This window comes from Bradyrhizobium erythrophlei, from assembly GCF_900129505.1.
GTDB lineage: Bacteria > Pseudomonadota > Alphaproteobacteria > Rhizobiales > Xanthobacteraceae > Bradyrhizobium > Bradyrhizobium erythrophlei_D.
Map to the genome: position 1 here is coordinate 7,275,224 of NZ_LT670818.1, position 13,638 is coordinate 7,288,861.

Genomic DNA, 13,638 nt, shown 5'->3' on the forward strand with positions numbered 1-13,638 from the left:
CGCGCTGATCGTAATTGCCACCGAGCGAAAACAGGGGAGAGACTTGTTAAGCACAACGTCCGTTCGCGGCATGGGCATCGCCGTGGGGTTGCTTCTCATGGTAGCATCCTATGCGTCAGCACAATCGGCTCCAGCTGGGGACGCCGCCCGTGGCACCCGATCAAGAGACGCCCCGTCGACGAACGGACTCGACACCTGGGACGCCAACCATGATGGCATCTACACTTGCGAGGAGTGGAAAAGTTACCTTGATCGACTCTTTACCCTGGCCGATCGCAACCGCGACGGGCATCTCGATCCATCCGAATTCCCAATAATCCGTCGGGCTGGAACAGCATTCGCCGACGCGGACTTCGGCTACTTTGACGAAAACCAGGATGGAAAGATCACCCGCAGCGAGTTCGTTGACAAGCCGAGTGAGTTTATCTTGCAGTTCGACAAGAACGGTGACTGCCGCGTCACGCAGGACGAAATGAAAGGCCCAAGCACTGATCAGAAGCCGCCGAGCGGCAGAGGCAGGAAATTCTGACAGCGAAAGGCCTGCCGATGCATGATCATCTGGAAACCGAGCACGCGCGAGATTCACGAAATCAACTGATGCCATGGTGCATGGCTTCGAAAAGTTTCATAGCTCGCGCCGGACTCTCGTGCGCACCTGCTCAATGTAGCGTGACATGGAAAGCCCAACGGAAGGGCGCCACCACAGCAATGTTCGGAAGCATACTCACGGACGTGTCAAGTCGCGTCACAGGATTGTAGGTTGGCGTTTATAACGCGCAAGATATACTGAGCGACGGGGAAATGACCCATGACTCCAAAGAGCCCCAATTTGATAATTTGGAAATCATGTCTCGTGAGCGCGGTACGCTTGCCAAAGGAAGCAGACGAATGGAAGCAACTCAGGGACTGATCCGGAAAGAATTGCGGACCCGCTGGCATCATGTTGCCGCGTTTTACGCGTGAAGCGTCGGAAAATACCCGAAAACAAAAATCCTCCGCCGAAACTCCCGAATCACTGACAAAGATCCGCATGGCCATGGCAACGCCGAACATTCTTGTCGTTGAAGACGACCGCAAGACGCGGGCGCTGATCGCGAAATATCTGCGCACCAATTCCTGCTATGTGACGACCGCAAACGACGGACGCGAAATGTCGCGGCTCATGACCGACCATCGCGTCGATCTCCTGATCCTCGACGTCATGCTGCCGGGCGAAGACGGCCTCAGCCTGTGCCGCAAGGTCAGCGCCGAATCGCAGACGCCGATCATCATGCTGACCGCGCGCGGCGAGGACGTCGACCGGATCCTCGGGCTTGAAATGGGAGCGGACGACTATCTCGCCAAGCCGTTCAACCCGCGCGAATTGCTGGCCCGGATCAACGCGGTGCTGCGTGGTCACGCTTCATCCCGTTTGCGTCAGAATGCGCTTCATGGTGCCCCCAATTGATGGAAAGCTTAACGATGCGCCGCCTCGCGCGCGTCAATGAGTTGCGTTTTTTGGAGATGATAGTTCGACCGACAAAAATGGCGACCTGCTTCAAAAACAATGCCTGCCGAAGGCACCCACGTTACCGACCGGACGGTGATTGCGGCATATCCCGTCGTGAAAACTAAGGCTACTTTACTTTTGCGTGCTCTGTAAAGCTGCCCCCTGCGGCTGCTTTACCGCCCAATGACCTCAGTTGTTTCGGGCGGGCGCAAAAATAGCGGCAGTTCTTCGTCGTGGTCCAGCCCGCTAAGTGGCTCAATCTCGGGCTCCGAAATAAGTGGTTCAATATCAGGCTGTGGAATTTTGTAGGACTTGCATTCCAGACGTGCATTGCCTGAGAATAGCTCGGGCAGCGGAGAACCATTTCCTGGCCCCGAACCAAAACCACGACGTCGCAAATCTCGGACGCTGTATGGCGTCGGATGAAAACCTGCGGGGGAGCGAACTTATCAATCATTTGCCGACGCCAAGCGCTACGACCCGTACAATCAAGGCTTGCGTCATGTCGCGGGTGGCGGCTCAATGTCCAGCGCTAGCGGCGTTATATCGAGCGGCGCGGCCGGTTCGTCAACTTTCGATTTAAGATCAGCCGCCTTGTCCATTAGAGCGGCGGAAATCACCCCCGAATTGTCACGAGGCTCTTTTCAGAAACGGGTGGCTGCCTGCTTCTTTCGGCTTTCGTGCCGTTGCCATTGCCGGGTCATTTTGTTTTGCTCTGGCTTACTTAAGCTCGCGCAAAGTCGACGCAATATTCAACGGAAGCGCGAGAACCTGATCGGGCACCTGTTAGCCACTGCCAGCGCGCCGTACTCGTAGGTCTCGAGAGCGATTTTTTGGGCAAGCATTACGTCGCCCACGACTAATGAACCTACTGGCATGAAGCACCAACCGACCGAGGGAAGGTCATCATCGCCAATCTCGTGGACGTTTGTGGTCTCTCCATAGTGAATGCGGTATCGCTTCCCACTGTCACAACCGATTACGTCGAAATATCTTTTGGCATCGAACTGCGCTCGTTGCTCGGGCGATAACCACTCGCGCAGTAGGTTTACGCCGCGCTCTTCACGAGTAGCGAAGCGCGCTCGGTAACGCTCGCGCGCGGCTTGGACTTCACGGAAATATTGAGCCAGCGAAGCACCAACCCGCCGCGACGCGATCAGCAAAGACCGCGCGGACATAGCGAGGACAATCAGCCGCCGACGAGCCGGGGAAAGAATAATGTTTCTTCCGCAGTTGGGTCGAACGAACGAGTTACTGCTGCGTCACCCGGACCGGTGCGGACAGCTGCCGTGAAGCCAGCGCCGGTCAGTTGTCGAAATCGTTCTTCGGCGTCAGCGACCGCCTCCCGGTCAGTCGCGTCGAAATGATGCCGAGCATCGCCACTCTGGTTCATCACGATCTGAGTTGCCATTGCTTCGTTCCTTGGGTTTGGGCCAGCCCCCTCCAACAACCCGCTTGCGCAACGTTTCGTGCCAGATCAGCGTTCCAAACTTTTATCGTATTCTTCGGAATAACCCACGAGCGTGATCTCACGCTCTTGCTGCAGCTCGATAATATGCACTGGCGGCGCGTGGGGAACTGCACAGACAATAGCTTTTCGCGCGTCATTCCCCTGAGCGATAGCTTGTAGCTTCGCTCTTCGATTGCAAAGATTATCCACCCTGGCTCGCATCCTTGCAAGTAATAATTCTGCGGATGACGTGCTGATGCCAGCGCGTCTGAGCATCTCAATCTCGTTTTGCTGGCGACGGTGAGCGACCCGGAACAATCGCGCGGAAAAGAGCCGTGAGCGTCACGTCCTCGCGCCCGTTCGGTAGCAAGGTGCAAAGGTAGAACGCCCTGCCCGCGTCTGGCCTCCCGATCTTTTGAAATGCCGTCAGAAGAAGTTAGCCTCTTCGAGATCGATCTTTCGATAGGCCACGGCATGCGTCCGGTGCATAATAGGTGTATGACTGCCCTCATCTATTTTGGCGAAATGCTAGTGGCGTCCTTGATCGCGATCGTTCTGCTAAGGATGTCGCCACTCGAAATGGGTTCTGCCGCCGCGGTATTCGTCAGCGGTGTAGTCTCTTAGACGCTTGCAGAATACGCAGTCCATCGCTTTGTGCTGCACGATCTCGCCCCAAGAGCACATGGGCTTCATCATGCCAACCCTGACGAGGCGGTCCTCACAATATTTTGGCAAATATGGATTTGTTTCGCTCTGGTCTATATTATAGCCGGAGGTGCCTTCCTTGCGGGAGCGCTAGTTGCCTATGCTTGGTACCTGTTCGTACATCACTGCGCACATCACGGTCCCGATAGGTTCCTTAAGCATCACCGAAGCCATCATCAATTCGCGACGAGAAACTACGGCGTCAGCACGACGCTGTGGGAATCACATATTTGGGACGCTGTTGCGCTAAATAACCCGCGAGGTAGAGCGCCCTCCCCGCGCGAAATTTGGATTTTTTGCGGTAGTCACTGGCCCCAGCGAAAGTACGCGCTTCGCGTTTCATTCTCGCATCCTGCGCTAGTTGTTGCATTTTAGTAACTCCCATTCCGCGAGAAAGCGATATGTTTGGTGCGGGCTGAGGGAGGCTGCATGTTCGACGTGTATCTCAACGAGAAGCGTGATCGCCTATTGGTGATCGCGAGAGGCCAACCGATCCCTGTCGTCGAGAACGCAAGAAGGTGGCGGAAGAAGAAAGCAACTGTAGCTGTAAGCGACGAGATCAAGTCTGCCATTCAAAGAGATGGCTTCTATTGGCGTAGACTGCGTCAGCAACTCGCTGCCGAGTAAAAAACAACATCGCCGTTTGTCGCGCGACCACCTTTCTCGAAGCGAGATCGGGTCCGTGGCAAGTGGAAGCTAGGGTCACCTTCCAGTAGCCGAAGGCTTCATTTGAGAAAATCTTGGACTCAGGGGTTTCCTTGAAATCGAGAAACGTACGGCTAATCCGATCGATGTCCTCGGGTGACAGTTCGCAATTCTTCTTGCCGCGCGCGGCGCGTCGAGCGATCGCGCTCCCGATCTACACGCTGGCGCTGATCCTTGACGTTGCCGCCGCCGGGCTCGGTCGCCTCGCCGCGTGGCTCGCCAGCGACGACTGGCCGCAATAGCCCCTTTGCTGGCTCTACGGAGGCCGCTGGTGAGTCCGGCTTCGGCGGACAGCTGGTCAGTAAATCGATTTTACGAGCTGGTTGGAGTCCCCTAGGGCGTTCATTTGTCTATCCCTGCGGATAGCAAGCGGAATAGAGCACGATCACCCTCAATCTGGGCGCTTTCGCGCGAGGTCTCAAAGCCCGTCATCAGTGGCGTATCGCCTTCGTAAACTCGCCACTCCCATCGCGTTGGCTCCAAGGAGATTACCGTGACTTCAAGCAGGCGTGGGTGGGACTTCTTGGCCATCCAAGGAATATGCAATGTGGATAGTCAACATTCCAGCCCGGAAGTCTGCAACAATCAAACAGATCACTACTAGAACGCCGATCGCGGGCCTGCGGGACTCACCCACGCGGGTCCGGGAGTTGCGGGCTGCTTTGTGCCGGCCGATCGGCGCCGGCCCACAGGCGGACTCGCCTCGGCTTCCGTGAAACCATTTTGGCCGACCCGCGAAGTACTCCGGAAATAGAGGCGGCTTAGGATTGCGCCTGATCAGACAATGGAGTCGATCATGGCAACCTTGCTCAACGCGATTTACCGCGAATTCCTCAGGGCCTCTCTTTCCGGAGCCAAGGTCGCCGGAGGCTGAACTGGTCCGATCAAAAAGATCGCAGCCGGAACCTACGGTAACTAGTTCGGTTATGTTCAGATGATCAGCCCTGTAAACATCGCGATCTACGCGTTCGGCGGCTTTATGCTGTTCGCCCTCGCCATCGGCTTTTTCGCCGCACCGGTTTGAGAGGCGCGAACCTTGAGCCCCGCGCCCTTGGTTATCAGGGCGCTCTATACTGCTGCCCAGGCTCAAGACTTGGCGAACTGGTTGGGGTCTCTAGCGTGTTTGGAGGTCATTTTTCCTCCCGGCCATGTTTCGGCCCGTATTCTCTCTCGGCTTCTCTAGCCTCTTCCTCAGCGTCTTCAAGTGACCCAGCGATGGCGAAGAGATGGCGACGGCCATCTTGCTCGACCCAAACTTCGTAACTTGGACCGCGCCCTGTTATTATGATGCGGGCCTTTCCCATGCTCCCAATATGCGCCCTAGGCCGCCACCCTTTCGAGTGAGGAAGGCTGCCATAATCAAACTAGCCCACTGCCGGAACTAGAGGGCCGATGGCCGGGCCACGCCGATCGATCCGGCTACCCCTACTGTTCGCCAAGCGGGCTTGTCGCAAAGACCTCATTGGGGAAAGCGGAAATTAAAAAGGGATCTGTGACTAAGCTCGGTTTCGATCCTGACGGCATCGTGAACCGAAGCCGCCACCGTGCGAGAAGGGTCAAACGATCAAAACGGGCGGTGCTTAGAGCGGTCTGGCCTTCGCTTTGCTTCTCGCACTTCCCGCAGCCCGCGCCAGATGCCTATCCCCCGTGCAATCACCATCGATGCAACGGCGATCACGGCTAATAAGGTTGCTACGATTTCCAAAGCTCGTCCCATAAACTTCGCGCCGGGCGTCTGTGGCTTCTGGTAGAGCTATGATGCGCAGGGACGGAAAAGGTTCAAAGAAAACCCGCCGGGTTAAAGCGGCGGGCTTGAGGTCTGCACCGGGGGTGTGAGCGCGGGACCGAACCCGAGCTTGGTCATCACCGCCTTCGTCCACGCTAATGCCTCCGCCGCGCGACCGCGGCTGAGGATAACGAAGTCGTCAGCATAGGAGACGACGCGAGCATGGAACGTGTCGTTGCATCTAGTCAAACGCCAATGCTTCAGGAGCCGGTTCATGTAGATGTTAGCCAGCAGCGGACTTGCGACGCCGCCTTGCGGCGTGCCGCGCGTGTTTCCCTTGCCGCCACTCATCCGCCGGGCTCCGTCCGCGTCCCGTTCCTCGATCGGCGCCCTCAGCCACATCTTGATGAGGCGCAGGACGTTTCGATCCACGACACGCCGGGCTACTGACTTCATTAGCTCGGAATGCGGAATCGTATCGAAGTACTTGGACAAATCAGCATCAACTACATCTGCATAGCCCCGGCATAAATGCCGGTGCACTTCCTTGACCGCGTCTACCGCCCCGCGAGCGGGCCGGTAGCCGTAGGCATTGTCCTCGAAGTCAGCCTCGAAGATAGGTTCGATCACGATCTTGGCGGCAGTCTGAATCACACGATCACGAATGGTCGGAATGCCGAGCGGACGCTCGCCACCATTCGCTTTGGGGATCATCACCCGCCGCACCGGATCAGGTCGGTACGTCTTCGAGACCAGTTCCGCGCGCAAGCCCGCCAACCATGCTTCCAGACCCTGCTCCTCGATCTGAGCAAACGTCATCCCATCCACACCCGGTGCACCCGCATTAACGCGGGCGAGCCGATAGGCGTGTAACAGGATGTCATCGCGACAGATCTTGTCGTAGAGCAGATAGAAGCGGAAGGTGGGCTCCGCCTTGGCTTTGCAGTAGAGCTTTCTCTGAAGGCTCCGGATTTTATCAGGCGTTGTCAGGCTCATCACCAATCACCTTCACCTCACCATCTTCAAAAGCGCACCAGAAGTCGGGGCCCTTTGCTCCGCCGGCATTACCCGGCATCAACGCTCCTATTGCCCCGTCCGACTCCCGCCGTGACCACCGCCTGATGCGATGCTGAGGCCGCTACCCTCGTCCGCGACGGGTCTCCCCCTGTAACTACGAACCACCCTACCGACGTGCCGTACCCACTACCCCGGCGGATCGCGTGGGTGCGCGTGTCGATTGCTTCCCCACGCGTGCAGCCTTCCCCAAATGACCGGAGGGTCGGCATCCGCATTAGAACTTTCGAGGCCTGCTCGGGCTTCACTTTGTTACGGCCCATCGGATCGCTCAGCGGCCCAAGGCCGCCTTTGTCGCAGGGCTCCGACCCAGCCAGTTACCCGACCGAGCCGCCTGCCAGCTTCCGGACCAATCGACAATTATCCGGGTGAGACCCTCCCTCACTGATGGTTCGCGCCCTCGGGGCGCACGGTCACTCGCGTCATTTTGACCGCCGACCCGTCACTTCCGGTCTTCGCCGGATAACGTTGCAAAAGTCGAAAGTTGCACCAGTTCAACTTTTTGGTGAAACCTTAAAACGCGAAGCGATCCACGATTCGGATAACCTCAGTCGAGCTACCGAAGTCGCCTATGAGTTTTGCGTGAGGCGACGAGGTCCCTCAGATCCCCACACGAAAACGCGTCTGCGGCCCTCAGAATTTTTGACACCTTCGGCAAGACGACTTTTGCAATACTATCCGCCGATAAGCAGACATGCCAGGCACCCGTCCGCCATCCGCTTGATGGCTTTCCCCGCGGCTAGATGAAAGCCCATCACGGAGATCGATGCGCCCGCGGTCTTTATTCATGGCGTAATCGACCTTATGTTTGCTGCATGAGCATTGAACCACAACAACTTCCCGCTGATTGCCGCCGGGCCAGAGACATCCTGGCGCGGGTCGGTGACAAATGGACAATCCTGCTTCTGATGGTGCTCGGCGACCGCCGGATGCGCTTCACGGAATTGCACCGGGCGATCAATGGCATCTCCGAGCGCATGTTGACCGTTACGCTGCGAAATCTCGAGCACGACGGGATCCTGATCCGGACAGTCTACCTCACGATTCCGCCGCGGGTCGAATACGAACTCTCCGACCGCGGACGCTCGTTCAAGCTTGCGCTGGCCCCGATCGGTAGGTGGGTGATGGAGAACCAGACCGACATCGAAGAGGCGCGCGAGCGAATCCGAGAGCGATCGCCCGAGGATAGCGCCGTCGTCGACGATTAAAGCCGCGACCTCACTTACTGGCGGGTAAGTCACTGCGGAAAAAGTGCGATCTTGCGCCCACCGCGGTTACCGCTACATGGAGGCTTACCAATCGCAGTGTCTACGAAAGCGACTATGCAAAAACGACCCAAAATCGGCATCATCATCAGCACAACCCGTCCCGGGCAGTTCGGCGAAGTCCCGACGAACTGGCTGTTCAATATCGCCAAGGAGCGCAATGACGCCGATTTCGAGATTATCGATCTCCGCGATTATCCCATGCCGTTCTTCGAGGAAAAGGTGCCGTTGCACGTTGCGCCGCCGCAGAACGAAGTTGCACTGCGCTGGGGCGAGAAGATCACCAGCCTCGACGGCTACATCTTCGTCACCGGGGAATACAACCACAGTATTCCGGCCGTGCTGAAGAATGCCCTCGACTATCTTTGGTCCGAGATTCACCGCAAGCCGGCGACCTTCCTGGGCTATGGCGGGGGCGGCGCAGCCCGCGCCGTCGAGCATTTACGGAATATTCTCGCCACGGCGCAAGTGGCCTCGCTCCCGCGCGCCGTTCATATCGGCATGATCGAGATGATGGGCATGATGCGCGAGGGCAAGTCCATGGCGGACTATCCCTACCTCGACGACTACGCCAAGCCGATGCTGGACGAACTCGTCTGGTGGGCCAACACGCTCAAGGAAGGTCGCTCCAGCGACAGGGTCGCCGAGGCAGCCTGAGTTCTGGCCACCATGGGATCGGCAAAAGTGCTACTGTGCTGATCCCGGCATATGGTTCACTGGTCTTTGCCGTTCTCGGCGGCTACGCGGGGTTCCGGGTTGGCCCATGGTGTCTCCGCAAGCAAAAGGCGCGCACCTCCAGAATAGCGCCAAGCGAGTGGCCTTCCGTCTTCGGCGACGCCAAGATGACCAATGCGCTCCTCGACCGGCTCACCCACGAGTGCGACATCGTCGAGACCGGCAACGATAGCTTCATCCCTAGAGCATTTTCCACTTAATTTGCGGCATATCCTGAGTTGCGGAATTAGTCGGCGCATTCATCTGGTTGGAAGGCATCGAGAATGCATGCGATACGACTCCAGAGGCTCTCCACGGAGCGCTCGGCGGCCTACCGTGGAATAAAGGGATTGCTAGTCGGCCAGAAAAGAAGCCTCTGCAACCAAAGCACGTTTGGTCCATTCGCGTTCGACTAGAGGTCGCGCACATGTGGCGCGACCTTGCGCTCTTTAATCTGGCGATAGATAGCAAACTTCGCGCGTGCGATTTCGTCAAACTTCGCATCGGCGAAATATGCTCTGGTGCGAAAGTCCGGGATCGTGCGACAGTCGTTCAAAAGAAGACCGGTCGGCCCGTACAATTCGAAATAACGGAGCGGTTGAGAAACTCCGTTGAAACCTAGTTACCAGCGCTCCGGGCCACTGGCTCCCGATATCTCTTCCCAAGTCGACTTCACGCAAGGCCCCACATATCCACCCGCCAATACGCCCGGCTGGTGCATCGCTGGGTTGAAAGCATCGGCTTAGAGTCGGCGCCTTACGGCACGCACTCGATGCAACGCACGAAGGCCGCCGCCTTCCCCAGAAAAGCGAAGCCCACCCCGGTCGTTAGACCGGGATGGTAAGCGACTTATAATGAAAGTGGTTGCGGGGACTCGCAAGCGCGTTTGTTATAACTCCAGGCCCGGGAGACCTCCGGCGGCCAGCGGCAAGATCGAGAATGCCCATCAACTCGCCGCGTAGGATGGCATGGCTTTCACCCCGCTTCTCGCCGGGAGTTATCACCTTGCCAAGGTCGGGGTCGAGGGTTCGAGCCCCTTCGCCCGCTCCAGAATTTCCTAAAGTGGCGTACGCCAAGCAAAGGCGGCGCTTTCCAAACCCCACCCGGCAACCGCTCCAACCGGAAGCAATCGGAGCAGGTCATGGAGGTAACGAAGGGGCTGAAGCCTTTGATTAGCGTGTCACGACTCCCCACGTCCTATCGAAGCAATATCGACGAAGGTGTCGTGCCGGCGCCGAAATATCTGCATTGTCAAACCCGCTTGGCTTAACGATCGCCGTCTGATCGACCACAAATCTGGGAATTGATATGTCAAAGCCACGCCTACGATTGATCCATTGCTCGAACGGCGTCCAACCGAGACCAAAGCACCGGCAGCACGGTGTCCCTGTCGTAAAGTTAACGTCCCTCGACGGAGGGAGACGCATCAATCGCCCGTGGCGTCGATTACTCACAGGTTCGAGCAGACGGCCATCGCGCTGGTCCACGTGCAGGGCAGGTTCTGATTCGAGAAAGGACGGCAACGATCTCCGTCGCGTACAGGGGACGCTGTCCCTTTTGCATTCCGGTAATGGAAGCGCTGACGGCGCGAGGATCGCGACTCGGCCAGCGCTCGCTTTCGACCTGGGAAAGGAAATCGCCGACGATACGATTGTATTCACCGGCTCTTCAATATTGATGGCATGACCCGCGTTAGGCATCACCACGAGGGCTGCCGATGGAATGCTTTGCTTCATGAGGATGCCCGGCAAAAGGCACGGCCAGTCCTCATCGCCGGTGATAATAAGCGTCGGCAGGATGATGCGCCGCATTTCTTCGACTAGCATATAAAGCGACGGGCGCTCCTTCTGAACACCCTGCTGAGTGTTAGCTGATCTGACCGCGGAATGCACGGCCAGCATCGCTTTAAACTCGGCGTGGCCGCGGGGATCCTTGTTTTCATACTGAACGCGGGTCGGCCCATAAGCGTATCGTTCGGCGAATGCCGGCATGCCGTCGGTCCGTATCATGCCGGCGATCACGTCGGCTTCGGCCCGATCCGGTTTCCTCGAAATACAGGCGCACTCCGTCGTCCGTCGTCGCGTAAGGCATGTTGGTCTCCATCCAGCTATGGCTTGGTTTATCGTTGCGCAGAGTCGGGGCGGCTCGGCGGTCTGGTCCGCTGCAAATAAGTGCCATAGCCTTTTGCGCCGACGAGAACGCCGTCATCGAACACGACGCGCCCGCGGACCATGGTCAGGACCGGCCAGCCCGTCACTTCGAGTCCTTCATACGGCGTATAGTCCGAACCGTCATGGATGAGGTCGTGGCGGATCGTGACCTTTCGTTTCGGATCCCATAGTGCGATGTCCGCGTCCGATCCCACCGCGATCGTTCCCTTGCGCGGATAGAGACCATAGATCTTGGCGTGATTGGTCGCGGTAAGCGCGACGAAAGCGTTGAGGTCAATTCGGCCCTTCACGACGCCTTCCGAGAACAGGATCGGAAGACGTGTCGCCACGCCGGGAATTCCGTTCGGCACCCAGCGGAAACTAGTACGCCCTTTGGGCGCGAGCTTGCCGTGCGGATCGTCGTAGCGGAATGGACAATGGTCCGAAGAAAAGACCGAGAAAACGTTCTGCTTCAGGCCTTCCCAACACGCCTTCTGACTGTCAACGTCGCGTGGCGGCGGCGAGCATACGTATTTGCTTCCTTCCATGTTCAGCTGGTCGAGGTCTTTCTCCGTCAGAACCAGGTATTGCGGGCAGGTCTCGCCCATCACATTGAGTCCGCGTTGCTGGGCGCGGCGGATTTCTTCCATCGCCCCGCGGTTCGATACGTGCACGATCATGATCGGCACGTCGACGAGTTCGGAAAGCGAAATGGCGCGATGCGTGGCCTCACGCTCGACCGGGATCGGCCGCGAGGTCGCATGAAAGCGCGGCGCGGTGTTGCCGGCACGTTCGAGGCGGTCGGTGAGGAAGCGGATGGCATCGAAATTTTCCGCATGCACCATCAGCACCGCGCCGGTCTCGCGCGCGACCGCCATCGTTTCGAGAAGCTCGCGGTCCGAAAGCGCCATGCCTTCATAAGTCATGAACACCTTGAGCGAGGTGTAGCCATCCTGCACCAGCGCCGGCAGTTCCTGCCCGAGCACCTGATCCGTCGGATCGGTGACGATGAGATGAAAGGCAACGTCGACATGACATTCGCCGTCCGCCTGCGCGTGGTAATTCCGCAACGCCTCGCGGAGCGTTTGGCCTTTCTGCTGAAGACAAAACGGCATCCTGCGTGCAGGCAGAGCTTCTGGCGCATGCCAAAGTCGACATCATTGCCTGGAACGGAACATCGGCAAGCTGGCTGGGGTTCGAGCGGGACGAGCGCTTGTGCGAACGTATAACCGAGGCGACCGGCATCCGCGCGTGCACCACCGTGCTCGCCTATCGCGATCCTTCTTAAGGGCCTTGCTTTCCGAATGATCGGCTAGTCCGAATGTAAGCGCCGCGCCGAGTGCAGCGCCGAGAACACCGCCAACTAATCCAGAGAAAAGCGTGGCGACGTTTTCAAAGTAGCCGCGCCGCCTCTCTTCCAACATCACGAGCAACTCTCGTATGTCCTCATCGGGCATTTGCGCTGCATCTCGCGTTCGTTCGAGCAGATGATATAAGGGACCTGATCGCAGAATTGTTTCGTCTTCTTCGATCTCCAACGCGAGCTGGCCTTGGCTAACGCGATTCATTTTCTCGTTCAGCAGAGCTGTAAATACCTCGTCAACTCTGGCGCGATAGCCGCGCCAATGTTGAAACGTCGCCCAGCGCCCTGTTCGCTCGGGTGGTCGAAGTAGTTCGAGCGAACCGTCCGTCACAGCCCGTGCAAGCCGCTGAGCGTAATTCCTTCGCCTTATTACGGTGTAGAAAGCCCGACGAGTGCCGTGATTCTTCGCTACCAACTCAGCCAGCTGCGCGTTAGGTTTGATGGCGACAGTCGGAAAGTACAGCGTCCGGTAACCGCTTCCCGGTTTTGTTAGATCCTTAGGGGCTTCTATCGCGCCCCCCTGCGGTGATTGATCGAGAAAAATGTCCCCATGGAATGGGCTTGGGCCAAGAGACTGGAAGTCCACTTTCGTGTTGTCTCGGAGCTTTTCCTCAAGGTACTGCCGAACGATCATGGCCGCTGTCGAAGGAGAAAAGTCATTTACGTCGGCCTCGCCCCCGGCCACTGTGTAGTGAATGTGGGCAACCGGCATTGGGCGTTTACAAATGATCTTGACGCAGAAGTTTTCAACCGCATCCAATCGAAAATCTAAGGGATTGTACTTCTGTTGAACGCGAACTGGCAGAAAGATATCGAACCCTATATAAAGAGAGTGAAACAACGGGAAAAACTTATTGTACTCGCTGTTCTCATCATCCCCGGGAATTGCAATAAAGTTTTCGTCAGCCTCTATCGTTAAATTCGAAAGGTTTTCGACGCTTTTGGGCGCTCGCTTGATTTCGGCCACATGTGACGTCGGATCAAACGTTTTTTCGAG

12 protein-coding genes and 4 pseudogenes are annotated in these 13,638 nt (G+C 57.5%); 10 read left to right on the forward strand and 6 right to left on the reverse strand.

Annotation, left to right across the window (positions count from 1 at the left end; translation table 11 throughout):
- Positions 1–97 precede the first annotated feature (97 nt).
- The 3 genes and pseudogenes from B5525_RS48020 to B5525_RS34090 form a co-directional block, all read left to right on the forward strand.
- Entirely contained in the window at positions 98–529 is a 432-nt protein-coding gene (locus tag B5525_RS48020; protein WP_425305333.1) for an EF-hand domain-containing protein, read from the forward strand.
- Between the two features lie 272 nt (positions 530–801).
- Positions 802–963, forward strand: a complete 162-nt coding sequence (locus B5525_RS44815; RefSeq protein ID WP_154073611.1) for a hypothetical protein — start codon at positions 802–804, stop codon at positions 961–963.
- Positions 964–1,030: 67 nt separating this feature from the next.
- Positions 1,031–1,438: pseudogene (locus B5525_RS34090) on the forward strand (response regulator); the annotation flags it as partial.
- An 803-nt stretch (positions 1,439–2,241) separates the two neighbouring features.
- Here the strand turns inward: B5525_RS34090 and B5525_RS34095 are convergent.
- The 3 genes from B5525_RS34095 to B5525_RS45605 all read right to left on the reverse strand — a co-directional run bounded on the left by B5525_RS34095 (position 2,242) and on the right by B5525_RS45605 (position 3,215).
- The gene (locus B5525_RS34095) at positions 2,242–2,649 is read right to left on the reverse strand and encodes a hypothetical protein (RefSeq protein WP_425305334.1); all 408 of its coding nucleotides are present in this window, start codon (positions 2,647–2,649) and stop codon (positions 2,242–2,244) included.
- Between the two features lie 29 nt (positions 2,650–2,678).
- Positions 2,679–2,900: a hypothetical protein gene (locus B5525_RS34100; RefSeq protein ID WP_079570220.1), complete on the reverse strand. Its 222-nt coding sequence runs from the start codon at positions 2,898–2,900 to the stop codon at positions 2,679–2,681.
- 66 nt (positions 2,901–2,966) lie between these two features.
- Entirely contained in the window at positions 2,967–3,215 is a 249-nt protein-coding gene (locus tag B5525_RS45605) for a hypothetical protein (RefSeq protein ID WP_172899786.1), read from the reverse strand.
- Positions 3,216–3,593: 378 nt separating this feature from the next.
- Here B5525_RS45605 and B5525_RS48025 point away from each other — a divergent pair, with 378 nt between their 5' ends.
- The 3 genes from B5525_RS48025 (at position 3,594) to B5525_RS44820 (ending at position 4,591) form a co-directional block, all read left to right on the forward strand.
- On the forward strand, positions 3,594–4,019 hold the full coding sequence (locus B5525_RS48025) for a hypothetical protein (RefSeq protein WP_425305228.1): 426 nt from the start codon (positions 3,594–3,596) through the stop codon (positions 4,017–4,019).
- Positions 4,020–4,073: 54 nt separating this feature from the next.
- Entirely contained in the window at positions 4,074–4,271 is a 198-nt protein-coding gene (locus B5525_RS34115; RefSeq protein WP_079574162.1) for a hypothetical protein, read from the forward strand.
- 164 nt (positions 4,272–4,435) lie between these two features.
- Positions 4,436–4,591, forward strand: coding sequence for a hypothetical protein (locus tag B5525_RS44820; protein ID WP_154073612.1), 156 nt, complete (start codon positions 4,436–4,438; stop codon positions 4,589–4,591).
- A 1,556-nt stretch (positions 4,592–6,147) separates the two neighbouring features.
- Here B5525_RS44820 and B5525_RS34125 read toward each other — a convergent pair.
- On the reverse strand, positions 6,148–7,071 hold the full coding sequence (locus B5525_RS34125) for a reverse transcriptase domain-containing protein (protein WP_244567680.1): 924 nt from the start codon (positions 7,069–7,071) through the stop codon (positions 6,148–6,150).
- Positions 7,072–7,964: 893 nt separating this feature from the next.
- On the opposite strand from B5525_RS34125, the gene B5525_RS34130 reads away from it, so the two are divergent.
- The 3 genes and pseudogenes from B5525_RS34130 to B5525_RS44825 all read left to right on the forward strand — a co-directional run.
- Positions 7,965–8,357, forward strand: coding sequence for a winged helix-turn-helix transcriptional regulator (locus tag B5525_RS34130; protein ID WP_079570226.1), 393 nt, complete (start codon positions 7,965–7,967; stop codon positions 8,355–8,357).
- A 114-nt stretch (positions 8,358–8,471) separates the two neighbouring features.
- On the forward strand, positions 8,472–9,071 hold the full coding sequence (locus B5525_RS34135) for an NADPH-dependent FMN reductase (protein ID WP_079570227.1): 600 nt from the start codon (positions 8,472–8,474) through the stop codon (positions 9,069–9,071).
- A gap of 155 nt (positions 9,072–9,226) precedes the next feature.
- A pseudogene (locus B5525_RS44825) lies at positions 9,227–9,349 on the forward strand (ATP-binding protein); the annotation flags it as partial.
- A gap of 951 nt (positions 9,350–10,300) precedes the next feature.
- Here the strand turns inward: B5525_RS44825 and B5525_RS45930 are convergent.
- Together B5525_RS45930 and hydA are read right to left on the reverse strand one after the other, a co-directional pair.
- Positions 10,301–11,149: an alpha/beta fold hydrolase gene (locus B5525_RS45930; RefSeq protein WP_197687865.1), complete on the reverse strand. Its 849-nt coding sequence runs from the start codon at positions 11,147–11,149 to the stop codon at positions 10,301–10,303.
- A gap of 98 nt (positions 11,150–11,247) precedes the next feature.
- A pseudogene (hydA, locus tag B5525_RS34155) lies at positions 11,248–12,393 on the reverse strand (dihydropyrimidinase); the annotation flags it as partial.
- Positions 12,394–12,404: 11 nt separating this feature from the next.
- Here hydA and B5525_RS46785 point away from each other — a divergent pair.
- A pseudogene (locus tag B5525_RS46785) lies at positions 12,405–12,557 on the forward strand (Asp/Glu/hydantoin racemase); the annotation flags it as partial.
- Positions 12,558–13,638: the final 1,081 nt, after the last annotated feature.

Bases quoted from the DNA above. Each gene is read 5' to 3' on its own strand.
- B5525_RS48020 (WP_425305333.1), top strand. From the start codon at position 98: ATGGTAGCATCCTATGCGTCAGCACAATCGGCTCCAGCTGGGGACGCC.
- B5525_RS44815 (WP_154073611.1), top strand. From the start codon at position 802: ATGACCCATGACTCCAAAGAGCCCCAATTTGATAATTTGGAAATCATG.
- B5525_RS34100 (WP_079570220.1), bottom strand. From the start codon at position 2,900: ATGGCAACTCAGATCGTGATGAACCAGAGTGGCGATGCTCGGCATCAT.
- B5525_RS45605 (WP_172899786.1), bottom strand. From the start codon at position 3,215: ATGCTCAGACGCGCTGGCATCAGCACGTCATCCGCAGAATTATTACTT.
- B5525_RS34115 (WP_079574162.1), top strand. From the start codon at position 4,074: ATGTTCGACGTGTATCTCAACGAGAAGCGTGATCGCCTATTGGTGATC.
- B5525_RS44820 (WP_154073612.1), top strand. From the start codon at position 4,436: ATGTCCTCGGGTGACAGTTCGCAATTCTTCTTGCCGCGCGCGGCGCGT.
- B5525_RS34125 (WP_244567680.1), bottom strand. From the start codon at position 7,071: ATGAGCCTGACAACGCCTGATAAAATCCGGAGCCTTCAGAGAAAGCTC.
- B5525_RS34130 (WP_079570226.1), top strand. From the start codon at position 7,965: ATGAGCATTGAACCACAACAACTTCCCGCTGATTGCCGCCGGGCCAGA.
- B5525_RS34135 (WP_079570227.1), top strand. From the start codon at position 8,472: ATGCAAAAACGACCCAAAATCGGCATCATCATCAGCACAACCCGTCCC.